17 protein-coding genes, 1 pseudogene and 1 riboswitch are annotated in these 24,782 nt (G+C 57.8%); of the genes and pseudogenes, 14 read left to right on the forward strand and 4 right to left on the reverse strand.

Annotated elements, in window-relative coordinates:
* The first annotated feature begins 48 nt into the window (after positions 1-48).
* From dnaK to PGS25_RS02165, 3 genes and pseudogenes are all read left to right on the forward strand, one after another.
* A complete protein-coding gene (gene dnaK, locus PGS25_RS02155) occupies positions 49-1,896 on the forward strand; it encodes a molecular chaperone DnaK (RefSeq protein ID WP_118479120.1) in 1,848 nt (615 codons plus the stop codon).
* A 127-nt stretch (positions 1,897-2,023) separates the two neighbouring features.
* A complete protein-coding gene (dnaJ, locus tag PGS25_RS02160) occupies positions 2,024-3,175 on the forward strand; it encodes a molecular chaperone DnaJ (RefSeq protein WP_118360297.1) in 1,152 nt (383 codons plus the stop codon).
* A 133-nt stretch (positions 3,176-3,308) separates the two neighbouring features.
* A pseudogene (locus PGS25_RS02165) lies at positions 3,309-3,570 on the forward strand (hypothetical protein).
* Between the two features lie 118 nt (positions 3,571-3,688).
* Here PGS25_RS02165 and ribH read toward each other — a convergent pair.
* The 4 genes from ribH to ribD all read right to left on the reverse strand — a co-directional run bounded on the left by ribH (position 3,689) and on the right by ribD (position 7,175).
* A complete protein-coding gene (gene ribH, locus PGS25_RS02170; RefSeq protein ID WP_117554956.1) occupies positions 3,689-4,150 on the reverse strand; it encodes a 6,7-dimethyl-8-ribityllumazine synthase in 462 nt (153 codons plus the stop codon).
* Positions 4,151-4,230: 80 nt separating this feature from the next.
* Complete coding sequence (locus tag PGS25_RS02175) at positions 4,231-5,439, reverse strand: bifunctional 3,4-dihydroxy-2-butanone-4-phosphate synthase/GTP cyclohydrolase II (RefSeq protein ID WP_117491331.1); 1,209 nt, start codon at positions 5,437-5,439, stop codon at positions 4,231-4,233.
* 15 nt (positions 5,440-5,454) lie between these two features.
* Entirely contained in the window at positions 5,455-6,090 is a 636-nt protein-coding gene (locus PGS25_RS02180; RefSeq protein ID WP_117491329.1) for a riboflavin synthase, read from the reverse strand.
* Complete coding sequence (gene ribD / locus PGS25_RS02185; RefSeq protein ID WP_270417548.1) at positions 6,090-7,175, reverse strand: bifunctional diaminohydroxyphosphoribosylaminopyrimidine deaminase/5-amino-6-(5-phosphoribosylamino)uracil reductase RibD; 1,086 nt, start codon at positions 7,173-7,175, stop codon at positions 6,090-6,092. The genes PGS25_RS02180 and ribD overlap by 1 nt, the downstream gene beginning before the upstream one ends.
* A 172-nt stretch (positions 7,176-7,347) precedes the next feature.
* A riboswitch (FMN riboswitch) is annotated at positions 7,348-7,474 on the reverse strand.
* Positions 7,475-7,762: 288 nt separating this feature from the next.
* Between ribD and PGS25_RS02190 the strand changes: the two genes are divergently transcribed.
* From PGS25_RS02190 to PGS25_RS02240, 11 genes are all read left to right on the forward strand, one after another.
* Complete coding sequence (locus PGS25_RS02190) at positions 7,763-11,143, forward strand: PD-(D/E)XK nuclease family protein (protein ID WP_270417549.1); 3,381 nt, start codon at positions 7,763-7,765, stop codon at positions 11,141-11,143.
* Positions 11,124-14,699 (forward strand): helicase-exonuclease AddAB subunit AddA, encoded by a 3,576-nt coding sequence (gene addA / locus PGS25_RS02195; protein WP_270417550.1) that lies wholly within the window; start codon positions 11,124-11,126, stop codon positions 14,697-14,699. Before PGS25_RS02190 ends, addA begins: the two co-directional genes overlap by 20 nt.
* A gap of 378 nt (positions 14,700-15,077) precedes the next feature.
* A complete protein-coding gene (locus PGS25_RS02200; RefSeq protein ID WP_117491317.1) occupies positions 15,078-16,583 on the forward strand; it encodes an IMP dehydrogenase in 1,506 nt (501 codons plus the stop codon).
* An 87-nt stretch (positions 16,584-16,670) separates the two neighbouring features.
* The gene (locus tag PGS25_RS02205) at positions 16,671-17,963 is read left to right on the forward strand and encodes a chloride channel protein (RefSeq protein WP_270417551.1); all 1,293 of its coding nucleotides are present in this window, start codon (positions 16,671-16,673) and stop codon (positions 17,961-17,963) included.
* 120 nt (positions 17,964-18,083) lie between these two features.
* On the forward strand, positions 18,084-18,740 hold the full coding sequence (locus PGS25_RS02210; protein WP_270417552.1) for an HAD family hydrolase: 657 nt from the start codon (positions 18,084-18,086) through the stop codon (positions 18,738-18,740).
* A gap of 110 nt (positions 18,741-18,850) precedes the next feature.
* A complete protein-coding gene (locus PGS25_RS02215; RefSeq protein ID WP_270417553.1) occupies positions 18,851-20,239 on the forward strand; it encodes an MATE family efflux transporter in 1,389 nt (462 codons plus the stop codon).
* Positions 20,236-20,694, forward strand: coding sequence for an S-ribosylhomocysteine lyase (locus PGS25_RS02220; RefSeq protein ID WP_110436301.1), 459 nt, complete (start codon positions 20,236-20,238; stop codon positions 20,692-20,694). The genes PGS25_RS02215 and PGS25_RS02220 overlap by 4 nt, the downstream gene beginning before the upstream one ends.
* Before the next feature lie 87 nt (positions 20,695-20,781).
* Positions 20,782-20,985, forward strand: a complete 204-nt coding sequence (rpmE, locus tag PGS25_RS02225) for a 50S ribosomal protein L31 (protein WP_016147979.1) — start codon at positions 20,782-20,784, stop codon at positions 20,983-20,985.
* A 694-nt stretch (positions 20,986-21,679) separates the two neighbouring features.
* The gene (hflX, locus tag PGS25_RS02230; protein ID WP_270417554.1) at positions 21,680-22,960 is read left to right on the forward strand and encodes a GTPase HflX; all 1,281 of its coding nucleotides are present in this window, start codon (positions 21,680-21,682) and stop codon (positions 22,958-22,960) included.
* A gap of 32 nt (positions 22,961-22,992) precedes the next feature.
* A complete protein-coding gene (locus PGS25_RS02235) occupies positions 22,993-23,628 on the forward strand; it encodes a YigZ family protein (protein WP_117750915.1) in 636 nt (211 codons plus the stop codon).
* Between the two features lie 121 nt (positions 23,629-23,749).
* Entirely contained in the window at positions 23,750-24,751 is a 1,002-nt protein-coding gene (locus PGS25_RS02240) for a deoxyguanosinetriphosphate triphosphohydrolase (RefSeq protein ID WP_270417556.1), read from the forward strand.
* Positions 24,752-24,782 lie beyond the last annotated feature (31 nt).

Genomic DNA, 24,782 nt, shown 5'->3' on the forward strand with positions numbered 1-24,782 from the left:
TACTAATTAAAGTAAACTAAATCCTAACTATTAAGGAGTGTATTTATTATGGGTAAGATCATTGGTATTGACCTTGGTACGACGAACTCTTGTGTATCTGTTATGGAGGGCGGCGAAGCCGTAGTCATCCCTAACGCTGAGGGTGCGCGCACCACTCCGTCTGTTGTTGCATTTTCTAAGGACGGCGAGCGTATGATCGGTCAGGTCGCTAAGCGCCAGGCTGTAACCAACGCAGACCGCACCATTATTTCCATCAAGCGCCACATGGGCACCGACTACCGCGTAAACATCGACGGCAAGCCGTACTCTCCGCAGGAGATTTCCGCTATGATCCTGCAGAAGCTGAAGGCTGACGCAGAAGCATACCTCGGCCAGCCGGTAAATCAGGCGGTCATCACCGTTCCGGCTTACTTCTCCGACTCGCAGCGTCAGGCTACCAAGGATGCCGGCAAGATCGCAGGTCTGGAAGTTCTGCGTATCATCAACGAGCCGACCGCTGCTGCGCTGGCTTACGGCGTAGATAAGGAATCCGAGCAGAAGATCATGGTATACGACCTCGGCGGCGGTACGTTCGATGTATCCATCCTGGATATCGGCGAGGGCGTTCTGGAGGTTCTGTCCACCGCAGGTGATACCCACCTCGGCGGCGATGACTTCGACCAGCGCATCATCGACTGGATGGTTGACGAGTTCAAGAAGTCCAACGGCATTGACCTGTCGAACGACCGCATGGCTATGCAGCGCCTGAAGGAAGCTGCTGAGAAGGCAAAGATCGAGCTGTCCGGCATGAGCCAGACCTCCATCAACCAGCCGTATATCACCGCAGACGCAACCGGTCCGAAGCACCTCGAGCTGACCTTGACCCGTGCAAAGTTCAATGAGCTGACCGCAGACCTCGTTGAGCGCACCATGGGCCCGGTTCGTCAGGCTATGAGCGACGCTGGTCTGTCCGCTTCCGATCTGTCCAAGGTTCTGCTGGTTGGCGGTTCCACCCGTATCCCGGCTGTACAGGAGGCTGTTAAGGGCATCACCGGCAAGGAAGGCTTCAAGGGCATCAACCCGGACGAGTGCGTAGCCATCGGCGCATCCATCCAGGGCGGCGTACTTGGCGGCGAGGTCAAGGACGTGCTGCTGCTCGACGTAACTCCGCTGTCCCTCGGCATTGAGACCCTCGGCGGCGTATGCACCAAGCTGATCGACCGCAACACCACCATCCCGACCAAGAAGAGCCAGATCTTCTCCACCGCAGCTGACAACCAGCCGTCCGTTGAGATTCACGTTCTGCAGGGCGAGCGCGAGATGGCTGCAGGCAACAAGACCCTCGGCCGCTTCACCCTCGACGGCATCGCTCCGGCACCGCGCGGCATTCCTCAGATCGAAGTTACCTTCGATATCGACGCAAACGGCATCGTAAACGTATCCGCTAAGGACCTCGGCACCGGCAAGGAGCAGAAGATCACCATCACTGCATCCACCAATCTGTCTCAGGACGAGATCGACAAGGCAATGCACGAGGCTGAGCAGTACGCTGAGCAGGATAAGAAGAACAAGGAAGCAGTTGAGGTTCGCAACAACGCTGAGCAGCTGGTATTCCAGTCCGAGAAGGCACTGACCGATCTGGGCGACAAGCTGTCCGCAGATGAGAAGGCAGGCGTTCAGGCTGAGATCGAAAAGGTTAAGGAAGCGCTCAAGGGCACCGATACCGATATGATCAAGGCTGCAACCGAGGGCCTGTCTAAGAAGTTCTCCGATCTGGCCGGCAAGATCTATCAGCAGCAGGCACCGCAGGGCGACCCGAACATGGGCGGCGCTCAGGGTGCAGGCGCACAGGGCGGCCAGCAGGGCGACTTTGTAGACGCTGACTTCACCGAGGTTAAGGACGACGACAATAAGTAATAAGCAAGAGTGAAGATAGAAGAGTGGAGAGTGGAGAGAAAAACTCCTCACTCTTCACTCTCCACACTCCACTCTAATGGAGAGGCGCGCTTCGGTGCGCCTATCCCTGTGTATAGGATGATTTTTTATGGCTGATAAAAGAGATTATTATGAAGTGCTCGGCGTACAGAAGGGCGCAAGTGATGATGAGCTGAAAAAGGCATACCGCAAGCTGGCGCGCAAGTACCACCCGGACCTCAACAAAGATAATCCGGAGGCTGCGGATAAGTTCAAGGAAGCAAACGAAGCGTACGAAGTGCTGTCCGACAAGGAGAAGCGCGCTAAGTACGATCAGTTCGGCTTTGCCGGCGTTGACCCGAGCTACGGCGGCGGTGCCGGTGCCGGCGGCTTCGGCGGCGGCTTTGATATGGGCGATCTGGGCGACCTGTTCGGTTCGTTCTTCGGCGGCGGCTTTGGCGGCGGACGGTCGTCCCGCCGTAATGCACCGCAGCGCGGCGAATCCATCCGTCAGACGGTGATCCTGTCCTTCGAGGAAGCCGCATTTGGCTGTGAGAAGGAGATCACGGTCGAGCGCATCGAATCCTGTGATGACTGCGGCGGCACGGGTGCCGCAAAGGGCACCACGGCAGAGACCTGTCCGAACTGCCGTGGCACCGGCGTTGTTACGCAGACCCAGCGCACGCCGCTCGGCATGTTCCAGACGCAGGGCGCCTGCCCGAACTGCCGCGGCACCGGCAAGATCATCAAGAAGCCGTGTCCGAAGTGCGGCGGTCAGGGTCGTGTCCGCAAGACCCGCAAGTTCAAGGTCAACATTCCGGCCGGTATCGACGATGGTCAGTCCATCCAGCAGCGCGGTCAGGGCAATGCAGGCGTGAACGGCGGTCCCGCAGGCGATCTGTTCGTAACGGTTGCCATCCGTCCGCATCCGATCTTTACCCGCAACGGCTCGGATGTACATGTCGATATTCCGATTTCGTTCGCACAGGCCGCACTCGGCGATACGCTGCAGGTGCCGACCATCGACGGCCGCATCGAGTACAAGATTCCGGAAGGCACGCAGACCGGCACGACGTTCCGCATGCGCGGCAAGGGCATTCAGAATGTCAACGGCCGTGGTCGCGGCGACCAGTATGTCCGCGTAAACATCGAGGTGCCGAAGAACCTGTCCGAAAAGCAGAAAAAGCTGCTGCGTGAGTTCGAGGAAACGTCCACAGACGAGAATCAGGTAAAGCGCAAGAGCTTCTGGGATAAGGTAAAGGACGCACTCAAGGATAAATAATTAAAGAAGCATTGCTTTTTGAACAAATTCGGTAAACTGGAGCTTGTGCGCTGACCGGGAGGTCGGCTGTACAGGAATCCGTAAACCACCTCCCCAAAGGACGAAAAATATCGACTTTTCAGGAGGAATTCCCATGAATCGGGAGAATAAACGCAAGCAATATCAAAAGGGTTATTACAAAACGCATGCCTGCGACGACAGCTTCACCTGCAGGGTGTGCGGCCGTCCGGTCGTACCCGCAGGCGCGGTGTACTGCCTCTAACCGCGCAGCGGCGGACGATAACCCGATGAAGCTGATGTCCATCGCCATGAAGCCGGTGGCGTTCCCACCGTTCCCACTGGAGCGGATTGAGGAGCTGACCGCGCTCATGGGCGGAGAAGGCTCGGTAGAATAAAGAAAACCACCCGGGATTTTTCACGGGTGGTTTTTCGTCTGCAGGAGGAAAATGGAGAATTGAGGATGGTAAATAAAAATGCTCTCTGAATCATCAGAGAGCATTTTTCTGCACAATTTTAGAGCTGCGGCAGCAGGTTTGCCAGCTCGAGAGCGGCAATCGCTGCATCGGCGCCCTTGTTGCCGGCCTTGGTGCCTGCGCGCTCGATGGCCTGCTCGATGTTCTCAGTGGTAATCACACCGAACGTTACCGGTACGCCGGTCTGCAGATTGACCTGTGCGATGCCCTTGGCAGCCTCGTTGCACACGAGGTCGTAGTGGCTGGTCGAGCCGCGGATAACCGCGCCGAGGCAGATAACTGCATCATACTTGCCGCTCTGCGCCAGCTTCTGTGCCGCAAGAGGAATCTCAAATGCACCCGGAACCCATACGAGCGTGATGTCATCCGTGTCCACACCGTGACGTACCAGCGTGTCCTCCGCGCCAGAGATCAGCTTGGAAACGATAAATTCGTTGAAACGTGCACCAACGATTGCAAACTTGCCCTTGGTTGCTACTAACTTGCCTTCGAGTACCTTCATCTTAAAATCTTCCTTTCAATATGGTGAACAGATATATTGCAGGGCGAGGTGAGGTCATCCCGCCCTGCGGGATAGATTGATTACAATGTTTCACTAAAGAGGTGACCCATCTTAATTTTCTTGGTTCTGAGGTAGAACGCGTCGTCCTTCTGCGGTGCAATCTCGATCGGCACGCGCTCAGTGATCTCTACACCAAAACCGTCCAGACCGTAAATCTTCTCCGGATTATTGGTCAGCAGGCGCAGCTCCTTCGCGCCGAGATCCTGCAGGATCTGAGCGCCGATCCAGTATTCACGCAGGTCGGGCGCAAAGCCGAGCTTTACGTTTGCCTCGACTGTATCGAAGCCCTTTTCCTGCAGCTCATACGCCTTCAGCTTGTTGATCAGACCGATTCCGCGGCCTTCCTGGCGCATATAGAGCAGCACGCCGCGTCCTTCCTTGTCAATCTGCTGCATGGCTGCCGCCAGCTGCTGACCGCAGTCGCACCGGCGGGAACCGAACACGTCGCCGGTCAGACACTCGGAGTGTACGCGGCAGAGCAGGTTCTTACCGTCGCCAATTTCGCCCTTGACGAGCGCAACGTGGTGCTCGCCGGTCAGGTCGTTGACGTAGCCGTAGATGCGGAACTCACCGAAACGGGTGGGCATTTTCGCACAGGCTTCGCGGACAACGTGCTTATCATGACGACGGCAGTAGTCCTGCAGGTCCTTGATGGTGATGATCTTGAGACCCCATTCCTTGGCCTTCTCCATCAGCTCGGGCGTGCGCATCATCGTGCCGTCATCGCGCATGATCTCACAGCACAAACCGCACTGCTCGAGTCCGGCCAGGCGGCACAGATCGACAGTCGCCTCGGTGTGGCCGTTGCGGGTCAGCACACCGCCGCGGCGTGCAACAAGCGGGAAAACGTGTCCCGGACGGCGGAGCTCCTCCGGCTTGGTGTGGATATCCGCACATTTGCGGCAGGTAAAGCCGCGTTCCTCGGCGGAAATGCCGGTCGTGGTGTCCACATGGTCGATGGAGACCGTGAACGCGGTGTGGTGGTTGTCGGTGTTGACCTTTACCATCTGCTCCAGACCGAGACGGAGCGCAACCTGCTCACTCATCGGTGTGCAGATCAGGCCCTTGGCATGGGTCGCCATGAAGTTGACGTTTTCGGTCGTGGCGAACTGTGCGGCGCAGATGAGGTCGCCCTCGTTCTCGCGGTCCGGGTCGTCGATGGTGAGGATGAGGTGTCCGGCGCGAAGCTCTTCGAGCGCTTCTTCAACTGTATTGAACTGATATTCCATAAAAGAAAACCTCCGTTAAAATCCGTGTTGTGCAAGAAAATCCATCGTAATACCGCTGGATTTGTGCGGCGTGAGCATTTTTTCAACGTATTTGCCGATCACATCGCATTCGAGGTTGACCGGCTCGCCCGGCTTTTTGCCGAGCAGAATGGTCTGTGCGCCGGTGTGCGGGATGATAGAGACCGAAAAGTCGGTGTCCGTCACAGCCGCCACGGTAAGGCTGACGCCATCAATGGCGATCGAGCCTTTTTCGACGATGTACCGGAGCAGGGGAGCCGGTGTTTTGATCGTCACCCATACGGCGTTGTCCTCGCGCCGCTGCGAGAGAACCGAGCCGGTGCCGTCGATATGGCCGGATACGATATGACCGCCGAACCGTCCGTCGGCAGGCATCGCGCGCTCCAGATTGACCGGCGAGCCGCTCTGCAGACTGCCGAGCGCGGAACGCCGCAGGCTTTCCGCCATCACGTCGGCGCTGAAGCTGTCGTCCGTCAGCGCGACCACGGTCAGACACACGCCGTTCGTGGCAATGCTGTCGCCGATTTTTGTATTTTCGAGCACAGTATCTGCCGCAATCGTCAGCCGAGCGCCCTTTGCGCCGCGCTCGATGCGCCGCACCGTACCGATTTCTTCGATAAGTCCAGTAAACATTACAATCTCCCTTCAAGCAGGAAATCTTCGCCCATCGGCGTGCAGGTCACGTCCTTCAGCGGAAGCGCCTGCACCATCTTGTCAAATCCCAGACCTCCGACCGGACTTTTCGCGCCTGCACCGCCGATGATTTTCGGGGCAATGTACGCCTGCACGCGGTGTACCACACCGGCCTCCAGCGCGGAGAACGCAAGTGCCGAGCCGCCTTCAAGCAATATGCCGTCGATGCCGAGTGCGCCGAGCTGGCGCATCAGGTCGGCAAGGTCTACGCGCTCGTTTTTCGTTTTGCATTCGAGAATGTGTACACCGTGCCGTTCCAGTTCAGCGGTGCGCTCATTTCGACCGACAACCGCGATATAGGTCGGGATTTTGTTCGCCGTCTGTACGATTCTGCTGTCGATCGGCGTTCTTGCGCGGCTGTCGCAGATTACGCGGATCGGATCGCGCCCGCCGTCAATGCGGCAGGTGAGCAGCGGATCGTCCTCAAGCACGGTGCCGATGCCGACCATGATGGCGGGCAGCCGGTTGCGCGTTTCGTGCACATGACGGCGGGCGGTCTCGCCGGTAACCCAGCGGCTGTCGCCGGTGTGCGCGGCGATTTTGCCGTCCAGCGTCATCGCGTACTTGAGCGTCACAAACGGCGTTTTGTGCGTGATGTAGTGAAAGAAAACTTCATTCACGCGGCGGCATTCGTCCTCGCACACGCCGGTCTCGACTTCGATGCCTGCGTCGCGCAGGATCTGTGCGCCTTTGCCGGCTACCAGCGGATTGGGGTCCAGACAGCCGACGAACACGCGGCCGATCTTGTGCTCGATGACTGCATCTGTGCACGGCGGCGTGCGTCCCCAGTGGCAGCACGGCTCAAGCGTGACGTAAAGGTCTGCGCCGGTGCAGTCCTCGGTGCAGTGCGCGAACGCATTGCGCTCAGCATGCAGGCCGCCGATGTGCTCGTGCCAGCCTTCACCGATGATTTTTCCGTCCTTGACGATGACGCAGCCGACCATCGGATTCGGATTGACGTGACCGGCTCCGCGCTGGGCCAGCGCCAACGCCTGACGCATATATTCCTGTTTTTGCTCCTGCATAGAATCACCTGATATAATAATTCTGTAGAAAATTTCACGATAGTTTGGCGACAGCCAAAAAAACGTCCCAAAGACAGAATCTTCGGGACGCTGAAAAAAGCATTGTGAAAATAAAAAGTCCGAAACACCGAATCGGCATTTCAGAACAGCAAACAAACGGAAAATCTTTCCGCGCATTCTTCTTTTATCCAGACTATACTGTCGGCCTCGGAATTTCACCGAATCATGCTTCCGCCGAATGGCATCCGCTCGCGGGCTGTACCGCCGGTAGGGAATTGCACCCTGCCCTGAAGAATCAAATATTTGGTTTTGCGGGGCAGAGCCTTTATTGTTCTGCCTGAGGAAAGTATAGTCCCAAGCGGAGAAAAATGCAAGAGTTTTTTGAAAAAATAATTTTACAGAATATGTGAATGCAAACAAAGCACCGTAAAAGTTCGAAAAAGACTGGAAAATACGCTGATAACGCACAAAAAATATAAAATGACCATACGGTTGTTATTGATAGTTTTCCGTTTTCCATTACCAATTTTCAATTTGCTCCGGTTGTGCTATAATCAAATAGCTATGAAATGAAAGGAGAGTGTGCCATGCGGATCTGGACCGGACGAGCGGGGAGCGGCAAGACAACGGCCATCCTGCGGGAGATCGCGGCGCTGAGTGAAAAGGGAGAGGGACGGCAGATTCTGCTCGTGCCCGAGCTGAACTCGCACCTGATGGAGCGACGGCTTGCTGCAGCCACGCACAACCACGGCGCACGCACGGCCGAGGTGCTGACGTTCTCACGATTGGCTGACCGTGTGTTCTCTGAGGTCGGCGGACTGGCACAGCAGATGCTGACGCCGGCAGGTCAGCTTTTGACCTTGCAGGAGGCGGCACGCCGTGTGCAGGGGGGGCTGAGTGCATGGAAGGGTCTGGCAGACAAGCCGGAGCTGCTGCAGGAGGCGCTGCGGCTGATCGACGAGTGCAAAACCTGTGCAGTCGCACCGGAGACGCTGTTTGCGGCTGCCGAGGAGAGTGAGGACGCGGTACTTGCAGAAAAATTGTCCGATCTTGCACAGATTTTAACAGCCTACGAGCGTCTGTGCGAGGAGTCTCTGCCTGACCCGAGAGACCGGCTGACACACCTGCGCGACCGTCTGGCAGAAAGTCACACGCTGGACGGTGCAGCGGTCTATCTGGATGGATTTCTCGGCTTTACCGTGCAGGAAAGTGCAGTGGTTGATGCCATGCTGGCAGCGGGTGTGCCGCTCTCTGCGGCGGTAACCTGTGATACGGATTACCCGGAGATTTTCCTTACCGGCTGTAAAACAGTGCAGAAATTAACCCGAATGGCAAAGCATCATAACCAGACGGTCGAGCGCATCGAACTGGGCGGAAGCAAGGTGGCCCGACCGGCGGGACTGGCTGCGCTCGAGCGCGAAAGCCTGCTGCCGGTGCGTACCCCGCAGGAGAGCGCGGCCGGCGTTCGTTTGTACGAGGCGGCTTCACCGTTTGACGAGTGCGAGCACGCGGCGGCTTACATTCGGCGCAAGGTGCGGGACGAAGGCGCGCGCTGCCGCGATTTTGTGGTTGCGGCACGCGATATCGAGCCGTACAGTGCGTTTCTCGCAATGGCGATGGCGCGGTACGACATTCCGGTGTTCCTCGCAGAAAAGCCGGATCTGCTGTCCCGTCCGCCGATGGCGCTGGTCACGAATGCGCTCGAGGCGGTGCGAAATCACTTCCGATATGAAGATCTGTTCTCCTGTCTCAAGACCGGACTCGCGGGCTTGGATTGGGACGAAATTGACAAATTAGAGAACTATGTGCTCACCTGGAACATCCGCGGCGGAGCATGGGAACGCGAGTGGACCGAGCATCCGGACGGCTACGGTCTGTCCATCGACGAGAACGCGAAGGCACAGCTTGTCGAGCTGAACACACTCCGCAAACGGGCAATCGCGCCGTTCTCCGCACTGCGCGAGGCACTTGCAGGTGAGCAGCCTGCAGGCGACTGCGTGCGTGCGCTCTATGCATTTCTTCTTGCGGTGGATGCGCCGCAGCGCATGACTGACCGCGCCGCCGGACACGAGCAGGCGGGCCGTCTGCAGCTGGCCGACGAGTACCGCCAGCTGTGGGAAATCCTGGTCTCTGCGATGGAGCAGTTTGCATGGGTGTGCGGTGATATGCCGCTGACGCTCGACCGTTTCGCGCAGCTGTTCCGGCTGGTGCTCGGCGAGTACGATGTGGGTACGATTCCGGTTTCGCTCGACCGCGTGACCTGCGGCAACATCGAGCGTGCGTGTACGGAAAATGCGAAATATGTCATCCTGCTGGGCGTCAACGACGGCCTGATACCGAAAACCCCGTCCTCGACTTCGCTGCTGAGTGACATGGACCGCGACAAAATGGATGCGCTCGGCGTGGAACTCAAAGCCTACGGCGAGGAACGCCTGCTGATGGAGCAGGAAACGCTCTATCGGGCACTCGCGTGCCCGACAGACGAGCTGCTGCTGACGTATCACACCATCGACGCAGGCGGGGGTGAAACGCGGCTGTCCTACTTCGTGAACACAGTGCGGGAGCTGCTGCCGGATGTGCCGTTTTCCACCCACCGGACGGAGACCGTGCGCGACCGCCTGCAGGCGGAACGACCGGCGGTCGAACTCGCGTGCGCGTATCTTTCGGGCGACCGGACAGCCGCCGTGCGGGCTGCCTATGCCTACTATAAGGATGATGAGCGAGTCAAAAACGCACAGACGCAGCGGCGCGGCAGAGGACCGCTGAGCAGTCCGCACACGATTGACGGATTGTACGGAAAAAGCCTCAATCTGACCGCTTCGCGTGTGGATACGTTCTATTCTTGCCGGTTTGCATTCTTTATGCAGTATGGTTTGAAGGCCAAGCCGCGCCGCGTGGCGAAGTTTGATGCGCTCTCGACCGGCACGTTCATCCACTATGTGCTCGAGCATGCGCTGGATGCTCTTGGAAAGTGCGAGGGCGGCGCCGCCCATGCCGATCAGCCGACCGTGCGGAAAGCCTGCCGTGAAGCGGTACGGCAGTATGTCGCGGAGGAGCTTGGCGGCTTGGAGAATAAAACCGCGCGCTTCCAATACCTGTTCCGCCGACTGGTGCGCGCCGTGGAGCAGATCCTCGACAACGTGATCGAAGAACTGCGCGTATCCGACTTTGCGCCGATCGACTATGAGCTGGACTTCTCGCGCAGCGGCGACCTGCCGCCCGTGCAGTGCGAGGACGGCGATGTGTCGGTTTCACTCTCCGGCAAGGTGGACCGCGTGGACGGCTACATCAAAAACGGTCGCCTCTATCTGCGCGTTATGGACTATAAAAGCGGCAAAAAGTCATTTTCGCTGTCCGATATCTGGTACGGACTCAACATGCAGCTTATCATCTATCTGTACGCGCTGCAGCAGGAGGGCCTGGACCGCTATCGTGCCCGCCTGACCGCCGAGCTGAACGAAATCGTACCGGCAGGCGTGCTGTATGTTCCGGTGCGCGATGAGCTGCCGGACGCGGCGCGCGACACGGACGAGGAAGGGCTGCGCATCCTGCGCGACAAGGCGCTGCGGCGTTCGGGTCTGCTGAGCGACGATATGTCGCTGCTCGAGGCGATGGAGCACGGTCTGGAAGGTGACGGACGGTTTATTCCGGTCTCTATCAAGACCAGAAAGGGCGAGGACGAGCTGACGCTTGCCGCCAAGTCTGCGGTAGCTGATCTGGCGAAATTCGGCAGACTGGCACGCTATACGCAGAAAAAGCTGCTCGAAATGGGACAGGCTCTGCGAAACGGCAGCATTGAAGCCGATCCGCGCAAGACCGACCGCAGCTATTGCGAATGGTGCGATTTCCGGGCAGCCTGCCGGTTCGACGAGACCGCCGGAGATAAGGTACGCTGGCTGAAAAACATCAAGGACAAGGAATTCTGGGAGCAGTTAGGAGGGAACGACAATGCCGAAGTGGACACCTGATCAGCAGACCGCGATCGACGACCGCGGCGGCGCACTGCTGGTTTCGGCGGCAGCCGGCTCGGGCAAGACCGCCGTACTGACCGAGCGCGTACTCCGTCGGCTGACGGACGAGAAGGATCCGGTCGATATCGACCGCCTGCTGCTGGTTACGTTTACCAACGCGGCGGCAGCCGAAATGCGTGAGCGAATCGGTGCGGCACTCGGTGCGGCTGTAGCCGCAAACCCGCGGGATACCCGTCTGCGGCGGCAGCTGTTCCTCGTGCACCGCGCGAAAATCACGACCGTGCACGCGCTGTGTCTGTCGCTCGCACGCGAGCAGGCGGCGGTGCTCGGTATTGCACCCGACTTCCGCCTGATGGACGAAAACGAGGGCAAGCTGCTTCGCGCCGAGGTGCTCGAAGAAGTGCTCGATACGGCCTATGAGCAGGCAGACGAGAAGTTTTTTGCGCTCTGTGATCTGCTGACGGCGGGGCGCGATGACCAAAAGCTGGGCGAGGTCATTCTCGGCACCTACGAGAAGATTCAGGCGCATCCTGATCCGCGGGCGTTCCTCGAGGATGTGCGCGCCGGATTGTACACGCGCGGCATGGACACGCCGCACGGCCGTGTTCTGCGCGAGCAGGCGAAGTCGGCGGCACAGCACGGTGCGGCATTTCTGCACATGGCTGTGGATGAATTGACCGGCATTGATGAGCTGGCGGACAACTATCTGCCCGCGCTGACAAGCGACTTAAATCAGGCCGAGCGTCTGCTCGATGCGCTGTATAACGGCAGCTGGGACGACTGCGTGAAGGCTGCCCGGTCGATCTCGTTTGACCGACTGAAGGCCGCGAGAAAATTTGAGGACAAGGCGTTCCTCGAGCAGATCAAGGCCATGCGCGAGGAGTGGAAGGGCGTTGCCAATAACATTCGGGAGAAATGGCTGACCGTCACCGCAGAAGAAGCGGAGTACGACCGAGGCCTGACAGCCCCCGCGCTGTTCGCGCTCATTGACATGGTAAACGCCTTTGATGATGCCTTTACGGCAGCGAAACGTGCGAGAAATGCTGCGGATTTCAACGATTTGGAGCACTTTGCCGTGCGTCTGCTGTATACAGACGGCAAGCCGTCCGCACTGGCGAAAACCATGTCCGAGCAGTTCACCGAAATTGCGGTGGACGAGTATCAGGACACCAACGCCGTGCAGGATGCCATCTTCCGTGCACTCTCCAGAAACGAGACCAACCTGTTCATGGTCGGTGACGTCAAGCAGAGCATTTACGGCTTTCGACTGGCTGACCCGTCCATTTTCCTTGAGAAATACCGCAGCTTCGGTGAGGTGGCAGACGCCGCTGACGGGCAGCCGCGCCGTGTCGTGCTCGGGCAGAATTTCCGTTCACGAGCGGCCGTGCTGGATGCGTGCAACTATCTGTTTGCCGCCGTCATGGGCGAGACCGTGGGCGATCTCGTGTACACGGACAAGGAGGCGCTGCACCTCGGCGCGGACTACTATCCGGAGTCCGGAAATGCGCGGTACAAGACCGAAGTCCTGCTCGTGGACGCGGACGGACTCGGCGAGGACGATGATGCGCCGGATAAGACCGAACTCGAAGCACGGCTTGCCGCGAAGCGGATTCGTGCGCTGCTCGACGAAGGCTTTCCGGTGACGGATAAGCAGACCGGGAAGCTGCGTCCGGTCACGCCGGGCGACATCGTAATCCTGCTGCGCTCGCCCAGAAACAAGGCGCCGACCTACATTGCGGAGCTGGAGCGCATCGGCGTAACAGCCAGCGCCGAGCAGCGCGGCGGCCTGCTGGAGACTGCCGAGGTCGGCACGATGGTGTCGCTGCTCAGCGTCATTGACAACCCGCGGCAGGATGTTGACCTTATCGGCGTGATGCGTTCGCCGCTGTTCGGATTCACCGAGCAGGAACTGGCGGATATTCGCCTTGTGGACCGCAAGATCAGCTATTATGACGCGCTGCTGCAGGCGAGAACAGATTTTCCCAAGGTGGAAACCTTCCTGCAGCGGCTGGACTTTCTGCGCACCTTTGCGTGCGATCAGCCGGTGTACCGCCTGCTGTGGGAGATTTACGACCAGACCGGCGCGCTCGGTCTGTACGGCGCTCTGCCGAACGGCGCACAGCGCCAGAGCAACCTGCTGACGTTCTTCGAGCGGGCGCGCTCGTTTGAGGGACAGGGCTTCCGCGGCCTGTTTGACTTTGTGCGCCTGCTGCGCGGCATGCTCGAACAGGGCGAGGATTTCCAGACGGTCGGTGCCGAGGCCACCGGCGGTGCGGTCCGCATTCTGTCCATCCACAAGTCTAAGGGACTGGAATTTCCGGTCGTTATCGTGGCAGACTGCGCCAAGCAGTTCAACGACAGCGACCTCAAGGAGCCGGTGCTCGTGCACCAGAACCTCGGCTTCGGCAGTAAGTGCCGCGACCGTGACCGCGGTGTGCAGTACGACACCGCCGAGCGCATTGCGGTCTCGGTGCAGATGCGCCGCGAGATGATATCCGAAGAGCTGCGCGTATTATATGTAGCGATGACGCGCGCCAAGGAAAAACTGATTCTGACGGCAGCAACCGGCAGTCTGCGGAATTCGCTGAAAAAATGGTCGCTGCTGGCGTCGCTCGATGAGCTGCCGCAGTACGCCATGGGTGCGGCACGCACGCCGCTTGCGTGGATTCTGACACCGCTGCTGCGGCATCCATGCGCGCGTGCCTTCCGCGAGGAGTATGCGCCCGAGGTGCCCGAGCACGGCACGGACAATGATGCGTTTATGCTCAAGGTGTATTATCCGAGCGACCTGCAGCCGCAGGAAACTGAAATCTTGCGTTTCGAGGACAGGGAGACCGGCGACTGCACCGTGCAGCCGCACTTCGACTACCCGCATGCTTACCTCGCGGAGCTGCCGAGCAAGCTGACCGCCACCGGTGTAGGCCGCGGCTACCGTGCAGACGAGGCCGCCGAGCAGACACCGCCGCCGCGGAAAGAAGTGCAGCTGCGCGCACCGCTGTTCGAGCAGGGAGAAAAGAAGCTGACGCCTGCCGAGATCGGTACAGCGCACCACCTGTTCATGCAGTTCTGCGACTTTGACGCCGCCTGTGTACCGAACGGCGTGGAAAACGAGCTGAACCGTCTGGCGGAAAAGAAGATTTTGTCCACAGAACAGGCGTATGCTGTGGATAAACGCAAGATCGAACGGTTTTTCGCCTCCGACCTGTACAAAACCTTTATGGCGGAAAATAAGGTGCGGCGTGAGTTCAAGTTCTCCGTGCTCGTTCCGGCGCAAGCGTATTTTCCGGTTGCGGCGGATGCACCCGAGGAAAACGTGCTCCTGCAGGGCGTTATCGACTGCCTGATCGAAACCGGGGACGGCTTTGTTATCCTTGATTTCAAGACCGACCGCATCAAGAAGGGTGGTGCGGTCGAGAGAGCCGAGCAGTACCGTCCGCAGCTGGCCGCCTACGCGCGTGCCGTGCATGAGATTTACGGCAGACCGGTCCGCGCGTGTGTGCTGTACTTTTTCCACACCGGCGATACCGAATGGGTGTCGCTCGACGAGACCTGACGGCATTCGACCGCACAGCAGTTAAGAGCGTGTTAAGATTCATTTGCACGCATTGACATTGCGGCCGCACGATGGTAAATTGAGTACAACAAAAGCAAAGGGGCACCGGAAAAATACCGGACGGCTCCGCAGAACCTCAATATGCCACCATCATTCATTCCTCATTTCCAAATGAAAAATCCGCAGACGGGAACGTCTGCGGATTTTTCTATCTGTCAGAGGCTGGTTTCGCGACAGCCGTTTGCACGGATTGCATAACACGCATGCGGCAAAAATCGTGAAAAACCGTCATATGCCCGCTTTACTTTACAGGGCAAAAAGGATATAATAAGCTTAACTATCAAAAACGACCTATTTGGAGAAAAGGAGAACGACGAAATGGCGTATTATTTCAGTGAACCTTCGCATACCTTTAACGAATATCTGCTGGTACCGGGGTATTCCTCTGCGGAGTGCATGCCGGCGAACGTAAGCCTGCGCACACCAATCGTTAAGTACAAAAAGGGCGAGGAATCCGCGCTGTATGCCAACATTCCGATGGTTTCCGCAATCATGCAGGCGGTATCGGATGATCGTATGGCGATCGCACTGGCGCAGGAGGGCGGTATCTCCTTTATCTTCGGTTCGCAGTCGATCGAGAGTGAGGCTGCCATGGTTTCCCGCGTAAAGAGCTACAAGGCAGGCTTCATCGTATCCGACTCCAACGTAAAGCCGGACACCACCCTTGAGGAAGTCCTCAAGCTGAAGGAGCGCACCGGTCACTCCACCATGGCTGTTACCGATGACGGCACCGCGAACGGCAAGCTGCTCGGTATTGTCACCAGCCGCGACTACCGTGTTTCCCGCATGGAGCGCAGCGTTAAGGTTGAGGAGTTCATGACGCCGTTTGACAAGCTGATCACCGCTCCGGCAGATACCAGCCTTAAGATCGCAAACGACATCATCTGGGACAACAAGCTGAACTCTCTGCCGCTGGTAGACGACAAGCAGCACCTTGTTTATATGGTATTCCGCAAGGACTACGACAGCCACAAGGCAAACTCTCTTGAGCTGCTCGATGAGCACAAGCGTTATGTAGTCGGCGCAGGCATCAACACCCGCGACTACGCAGAGCGTGTTCCGGCACTGGTTGAGGCTGGCGCAGATGTTCTCTGCATCGACTCCTCCGAGGGTTTCTCCGAGTGGCAGAGCCGCACTCTGTCCTGGGTACGCGCAAAGTACGGAGACAGTGTAAAGGTCGGCGCGGGCAACGTTGTTGACCGCGAGGGTTTCCGCTTCCTTGCTGAGGCCGGCGCGGACTTCATCAAGGTCGGCATCGGCGGCGGCTCCATCTGCATCACCCGTGAGCAGAAGGGCATCGGCCGCGGTCAGGCTACCGCTCTGATCGAGGTTGCAGCCGCTCGTGACGAGTATTTCGAGGAGACCGGCATCTACATTCCGATTTGCTCGGACGGCGGTATCGTTCACGATTATCACTGCACGCTGGCGCTGGCTATGGGCGCTGACTTCCTCATGCTCGGCCGTTACTTCTCTCGTTTTGACGAGTCCCCGACGAACAAGGTCAACATCAACGGCAGCTACATGAAGGAGTACTGGGGCGAGGGTTCTGCCCGTGCCCGCAACTGGCAGCGCTACGACATGGGCGGCGACAAGAAGCTGTCCTTCGAGGAAGGCGTTGACTCCTACGTTCCGTACGCAGGCTCGCTGAAGGACAACCTCGGTCTGACCCTGAGCAAGGTCCGTTCCACCATGTGCAACTGCGGCTCTCTGTCCATTCCGGAGTTCCAGAAGAAGGCAAAGATCACGCTGGTATCCGCAACCTCGATCGTCGAGGGCGGCGCACACGATGTTGTGCTCAAGGAAACCGCATCTACGAGCAAATAAGCATAGTTTACTCACAAATTGCCCCACAGGTTATCTCTGCGGGGCAATTCTTATCGGAAATGAGATTGCATGAAGGGGAGGGGCGCTATGCCTCAGAATAATAAGCCGGGACGCCGTCTGCTGCGGCGGCTGTACGGTTCGTGGTACCGCGTGCGGCGCAATATCAGCGCGTTTGCGCGGTGGTGCCTGTTTGCAGTCATTATCGGCGTGGTGGTGGGCGCAGTCGGCGCGGCGTTTGAGCACGCCCTCGAATGGGCGACCGAAACCCGTCAGGAATACAGATGGACGCTGTATTTTCTGCCGCTGGTCGGTCTGTTTATCGCGTTCTGGTACAGTAAAATGGATATGCCGCTTGAACGCGGCACCAACTTCATCCTGACCTCGGTGCGGCAGGATCATCCGGTGCGGCTGCGGCTTGCTCCGAGCATCTTCATCACCTCGGTGCTGACCCACCTGTGCGGCGGCTCTGCCGGACGAGAAGGTGCGGCGCTGCAGCTCGGCGGTGCGATTTCGGGCAATATCGGACATCTGATGCACCTGGATGATAAGGATTCCCGCACGATCACCATGTGCGGCATGGCAGCGTGCTTTTCGGCGCTGTTCGGCACACCGCTTGCGGCGAGCGTGTTCGCAATGGAGGTTATCAGCGTGGGCGTGATGTACTACGCGGCGCTGTTTCCGTCCATCCTTGCGAGCGTGATCGCGCATCAGGTAGCGCTGCAGCTTGGCGGCGGCACGACCGCGTTTACGCTCTCCGGTGTGCCGGAAAATACGGATGTGCTACTCATTGTAAAGCTGGTGGCGTTCGGCGTGGTCTGCGCCGGACTGAGTGCGCTCGTGTGCATCATCTTCCATAAAATCGGTCATCTGTTCAAGCATTTTCTGCCGAACCAGTACGCCTGCATTGCGGTTGGCGGCGCGGTCGTGGTGCTCATCAGCCTGCTGCTCGGCACGCGCGACTACAACGGTGCAGGCATGCAGGTCATTGAACGCGCGATTGCCGGTCACGCGGCATACGAGGCGTTTTTCCTCAAGCTGGTGCTGACGGCGATTACCATCGGCGTCGGCTATAAAGGCGGTGAGATCGTGCCTGTGCTGTTCATCGGTGCGACCTTCGGCGCCGCCTACGGCGGATTTTTCGGTCTGGCGCCGTCCTTTGCGGCCGGTCTCGGTATGACGGCCGTGTTCTGCGGCGTGACAAATTCGCCGCTTACATCCATCCTGCTGGCGTATGAGCTGTTCGGCGGTCAGAGCCTTGCGCTGTTTGCGCTGGTCATCGCCATCGCGTACATGCTCTCCGGCTACTATGGCCTGTACAGTGAGCAGAAAATCATCTATTCCAAGCTCCAGCCGAGATATATCGACCGAAAAACCAAATAACCAACCATCCGTAGGGCGCGACGACTCGGCGCACCGTGTAAATCATGTGCAGTTGCTGAAAAGGCGGCGTGCCGAGGTCGTCACGCCCTACGATATACGTTCTCGAAAGGAACAAAGCCAATGCAGAATTTCAAAGGTGCAATTTTCGACATGGACGGCACGCTTTTGGACTCCATGCCGGTCTGGAAACGACTGACACAGCGCTACCTTGCGCAGTTCAACGTTCACATCACGGACGCGGACTACGCGGTATGCGAGGGCTTTTCTCAGCCGCAGGTTGCGGAGTATTTTCTGAAACGCTATCCGAATCTGCCGCTGACCCAGCAGCAGATGCTCGACGGCATGGACGAGATGATCACCTCGCGGTACGAGACGATTGCAAAGCCCAAGGACGGCGTACTCGACTTTCTCGAAGGTCTGCGCGCACGCGGCGTCAAAATGGCCATCGCTACGCTGACGGCACGCCGCCACGCGGAGAAGGCGCTCATCGACCGCGACATGATGAAATATTTCGAGTTCATGCTCACCATCGAGGATGTGGGCGTGCCTAAGTACGAGCCGGACATTTATCTCGAAGCAGCAAAGCGCCTCGGTCTGACAGCAGGCGAGTGCATGGTGTTTGAGGACGCGCCGTATGCGGGCGTAACGGCGAAAAAAGCCGGTTTTGCGCTCTGCGGCATGGCCGAACCCGCCTACGCGGAGGGCGAAGACACGCTCCGGCAGGTCAGCGATATGTTCGTCGAGCATTCCTTTGCCGAACTTGCCGGAAAACTGTAAAAAACACTTGCAATATAACGCATCATATCCTATTATATATAGGAAAGAGAGTATGGAGCTGCGTTAGGAATCCTAACGCGGCTTCCTTTTACGTTGGGAGGCTGGAATTTTTGGAACAACAGAATAAAATGGGCACCGCGAAAATGGGTCCGCTGATCTTTTCGATGGCACTGCCGGCGATGATCTCCATGATCATCAACGCGCTGTACAACATCGTAGACAGTATCTTCGTGGCCAAGTATTCGCAGGATGCGTTGGCGGCGGTTTCGCTCGTATATCCGCTGCAGATGCTGGTCGTGGCGATCGGTGTCGGCACCGGTGTCGGCGTAAACTCACTGATCGCACGCCGTCTGGGCGAGAGACGCCAGAAGCACGCGGACTCGGCGGCAGAGCACGGTGTAGCACTGGCGGTTGTCGGCGGCATCGCGTTCTTCATCCTCGGATGGGGACTGTCCGGTGTATTTGTCGGCGCATTCGGCGCAAGTGAGTCGGTTTCGGCTTACGCTATCCAGTATTCGCACCTTGCGGTCGGCATGAGTATTTTTGTTATGATCTCGATGATGTGCGAGAAGATCCAGCAGTCCGGCGGCAACATGATCATCCCGATGTGTCAGGGTTTGACCGGTGCGATCATCAACATCATCCTTGACCCGCTGATGATCTTCGGTATCGGTCCGTTCCCGGAGATGGGTATTCGCGGTGCGGCGCTCGCGACCGTTATCGGCCAGATCTTCGGCATGGCGCTTGGTCTGTGGGGCGTGTTCCGTCAACAGAAGGTGCTGAATGTCAACATGCGCGAGTTCAAGTGGCGCGGACAGACGATCAAGGACATTTACCGTGTCGGCCTGCCGGGTATTGTCATGCAGAGCGTGGTCTCGGTTATGACGGCCGGTATGAACGGTATTTTGATTGCCTTCTCGCAGACGGCGGTCAACGTACTCGGTGTGTATTTCAAGCTGCAGACCTTCGTCTTTATGCCGGTATTCGGACTCAATCAGGGTGCGCTGCCGGTTATGGGCTACAACTACGGTGCACGCAACCGCAAGCGTCTGATGGGGGCATACAAGATCACGCTGACGGCGGCTGTCGTCATTATGGCGCTTGGTCTGGTGCTGTTCCAGCTGCTGCCCGAGCAGATGCTTATGCTGTTTGTGGACAAGTCCGATGCAGCGGCAGCACAGGAGATGATTGAGGTCGGCGTTCCGGCGCTCAAGACCATCAGCCTGTCCTTCCTCGGTGCAGCGTTCGGTATCATTAATTCCACAATGTTTCAGGCAACCGCACGCGGCATGAACAGCCTGATCGTGTCTGTCTGCCGTCAGCTGGTCGTTATCCTGCCGGCGGCATGGCTGCTGGGTCAGCAGTTTGGCCTGAATGCGGTATGGTATGCATTCCCGATTGCAGAAATCGCAGCATTCTTTATCTCGTATATTCTGCTCTGGCGCGAATACCGCTCGGAACTGCGGTTCCTTGATGTAGAAAAGGAGGCAAAGGCATGAAACGAATTGCCAGCTTTGAAGTAAACCATGATAAACTGAAGCCGGGTATGTATACCTCGCGTATCGACGGCGACATCACCACCTATGATATCAGAATGGTGTACCCGAATGCGGGTACTTACATCCAGCCTGCGGCGGGTCACACGTTTGAACACCTGTTTGCAACGTATGCGCGCAACTCGAAGTTTGCCGATCAGATCATCTACTGCGGTCCGATGGGCTGTCAGACCGGCTTCTACTTCCTGGTGCGCGATATGAAGCCGTCGGACGCGATTGCGCTCGTGCAGGAGAGCATGGCGTTTATCGCCGCTTACGAGGGCGAGATTCCGGGTGCGAGCCGCATTGAGTGTGGCAATTATCTGCTGCACGATCTGGCAGGCGCAAAGCAGCTTGCCGCTTCCATGATTCCCGTGCTTGAGGGCTGGAAAGAAGAAAATCTGATTTATGAAAAATAATGCTTGCATTTTCGGAAAACATGTGGTAAGATAATTTTACGACTGTTGGAGATATGTAAACATATCCGTGGAAAGAGGTGAAACAACATGAAACAGGGCATCCATCCCGACTACAAGCAGACCACGATCCGCTGTGCCTGCGGCAATGTCATTGAGACCGGCTCCACCAAGGAGAACATCGTCGTTGACGTTTGCTCCAAGTGCCACCCCTTCTTCACGGGTAAGCAGAAGCTGGTAGACACCGGCGGACGTGTTGATCGCTTCAAGAAGCGTTTCAATCTGGACAAGTAATGTGAAAAGCCATCGAAACGTGTTTTCGGTGGCTTTTTCGTTATCTGTTTTCAGATTGCGGAAGGGTGTTTGCGGCACAGGCGGTCTGGTGCGCTTGAACCGCGCAGGCGGTTCATCCTGTCCGGGCGGAAAGTTTTTCGCTGAACCTCAGCGGAGAGTTGCCGTCTGCGGACGGCAGGAGAGTCGCCGTACCCACGGCGGCGGGCAAGAGGGTAGACACCTGCGGTTTCTACCCTCTTAACTCCCGTTTCCCTTTGTTTCTTAGCTTGGCGCAGACCAGAGACCGGCGACCGCTCCGAAATAGGGGAACGGCAGAGGATTTTTCTACCGTAGGGGGAGCACAGTGTGCTCCCATGTCTCGACCGATTCGCAGTACCGGATACCATACTACTACACAGACGGTTTACTCTGCGCAGGCGCGGCATATCTGTGCCGCGCAACTCGTTGGTCTGGTGCCTATGGACGGCGCCTGCGGGTTTTATTTGATAACAAATGTTACCGCAGGGTGCACTGACTTACAACGATAGGGCATTTTCTATATAACAAAAATCCGCCACGACTGGTCGTGACGGGAAAATATTCACTTTTCTGCCCTTATATTACCACAAAACAGACGGAAAATCGAGTCTTGTACGGTTTTGCGTTTGGGTGTAATAAATATAGAGGACAATTTAACAGCAAGGAGGAATTTTCCATGCCGTTTACCAATCAAACAGAAGAAAAGCAGATCGAACGGGCGGTTCTGGTCGGTCTGTCGTGTCCGAGCTTCAACGCCGATCAGGATGCGGACGAGCGCACGGTGGACGAGCTGCGTGCGCTGGCGGAGACTGCCGGTGCGGAAGCCGTTGCGATGACGCTGCAGCGCCGTCCGGCACCGGATGCCCGCACGTTTATCGGTGAGGGCAAGGCGGAAGAGGTCAAGCAGCTTGCCGAGATGAACGACGCAAGTCTGATCTTGTTCGACAACGAGCTGTCGCCGTCGCAGATGAGCAATCTGGAGGAACTGACCGGCCGCACGGTACTCGACCGCTCGGCGCTCATCCTCGATATTTTCGCGCAGCGTGCGCGCACCGGCGAGGGAAAGCTGCAGGTCGAACTGGCGCAGTACCAGTATATTCTGCCGCGTCTGGCGGGTATGGGCAAGGCGATGAGCCGTCTCGGCGGCGGCATCGGCACGCGCGGACCCGGTGAGAGCAAGCTGGAGAGCGACCGTCGTCACATCCGCAGTCGCATCGACAAGCTGCGCCGTGATCTGGAGCAGGTGCGTCAGGTGCGCTCCGTGCAGCGCCGCCAGCGCAAAAAGGCCGAGCTGCCGCTGGTTGCTATTGTCGGCTACACGAACGCGGGCAAGTCCACGCTGCTGAACACCCTGACCGGTGCGGGCATCGAGGCGAACGACCGTTTGTTCGATACGCTCGACCCGACCACGCGTAAAAAACGCATTTCGGATACGCAGGAAATCCTTCTGTCCGATACCGTAGGCTTCATCCGCAAGCTGCCGCATCATCTCGTATCGGCGTTTAAGGCAACGCTCGAGGAGCTGGCGTATGCCGATCTGCTGCTGCACGTTGTGGACGTTTCGGATGAAAACTGGCAGATTCATGCACAGACTGTGGATAAGGTTGTGGCACAGCTCGGCGCACAGGATATTCCGCGCGTAATGGTGTACAACAAGGCGGATAAGTGCGACCCGGACGTCATTCCGTTCATTCGGCCGGATGAGGGCGTGAAGATTTCCGCAAAGAGCGGCGAGGGCGTTGACGACCTGCTGACTGCCATCGAAAAGGCGCTCGGCAAGGGCAAGCATAAGGTGAAGCTGTGCATTCCGTACAGCGATGGTGCCGTGCTCGATATGCTGCACCGTGAAGCGCAGATCGACTCGACCGACTATGCCGCAGAAGGCACGATTGTCGAGGCGGTTGTGGATGATAAGACCTACGGCAGAGTTTCGACATACATTATGGGTAATGAGTAATTACTAATTCCTAATTATTTAAGGATTTGCTGATGGAAAAAGATTACTTTGTGCCTTTCGCCAGCTACGGCGAGGACAAATTTGAAGAAAAACGCTCCAAGTTCACCGGACGGCTGTGGCATGTTGAAACCGCCGAGGAGGCGGTAGCGAAGATAAAGGAAATGCGCGAGACCTACTGGGACGCGACACACAACTGCTACGCCTACATTCTCCGTGAAGGCAATGTGATGCGCTACTCGGATGACGGAGAACCGCAGGGCACGGCAGGCATGCCAATCCTCGAGGTTCTGCGCCACGAGAACCTGACCGACTGCGTTTGCGTTGTCACGCGCTATTTCGGCGGCATTCTGCTCGGCACCGGTGGACTGGTCCGCGCGTACACGCAGGGCGCGCAGGTGGCTGTCGCGGCGGCCGGTGTGCAGAGAATGAGCCTGTACACGGTGGCGCTCATCGCGTGCCCGTACAATCTGTATGAGATTATTCTGCACCTGCTGCCGGACCACGACTGCGCGGTCGAGGAGACCGACTACGGTGCGGATGTAACGCTGACCGTGACGCTGCCCGCCGGTCGGGAGGACGAGCTCAATCGGGCGCTTGCCGAAGCCACGGCAGGGCAGGTTTATGCCGAGGTCATGGAGACCCGATTCATGGGTCGGCGTGTCAAGTAAATACCGGCTTGCAAGGCTCACAAAATTCTGAAAAAATTTTTGTGAAAAAAAGAGGATTTTCAGATTTCATTTCGTATAACTATTATGTGACGGATTCTCCGAGGCTGAGGAGGCGGTACATATGACCATTCGAGAGCAGAACGAACAGCGCGAGCACGCGGTGCTTGAGCCGTGGGCGACCTTTGCGGACAGCTCCGCAGGCAGGCTGCGCCCGATGGAACCGTGTCCGTACCGCACCTGCTTTCAGCGCGACCGGGACCGCATTATCCATTCAAAGGCGTTCCGGCGGCTGGGCAACAAGACGCAGGTATTTATCTCGCCGGAGGGCGACCACTACCGTGCTCGGCTGACGCACACGCTCGAGGTCGCGCAGATTGCGCGGACAATCGCGCGGGCGCTCGGACTCAACGAGGATTTGACCGAAGCGATTGCGCTCGGACATGATCTCGGGCACACGCCGTTCGGCCATGCCGGAGAGGCGTCACTCGATGAGGTTTGTCCGTTCGGGTTTCGGCACAACGAGCAGAGTCTGCGCGTGGTGGATGTGCTCGAGGATTTGAATCTCACGCGTGAGGTGCGCAACGGCATTGTCTGCCATACCGGCAGGCGCAAGGCGAGTACGCCGGAAGGCCGCATTATCCACTTTGCCGACCGCATTGCCTATATCAACCACGATATTGACGACGCGGTACGCGCGGGCATTATCCGCGAGAGCGATATTCCGCAGCATTTGAGAAAACGCCTGGGTGGGACGCACGGCAAGCGCATTGATACGCTGGTGACGGCGATGATCGAGTACGGTCAGCGGTATCTGGAGATCGGCATGGACGAGCAGATGCGCGCGGACATGATGGAGCTGCGGCAGTTCATGTTCGATCATGTGTACCACGGCACGGCCGCACAGCGTGAGGAAAAACGCGCAAAATCCATGCTGCGCAGTTTGTACGAATATTTTATCGAGCATCCTGACGAGCTGCCGGACGATTACTTCGTGCTGCAGGCCCGAGGGGAGGCGCTCGAGCGGATTGCGTGCGACTATGTTGCAGGCATGACCGACCGCTACTCGATAGCGGTCTATAAGAATTTGTTTATTCCGAAAAGCTGGAATAAGATTGAGGATTAACGAAAATGGGTATCATATATTCGTTTTCGTT

This window comes from Butyricicoccus sp. AM78-15b2TA (assembly GCF_027665985.1).
GTDB classification, from domain to species: Bacteria; Bacillota; Clostridia; order Oscillospirales; family Butyricicoccaceae; genus Agathobaculum; species Agathobaculum butyriciproducens.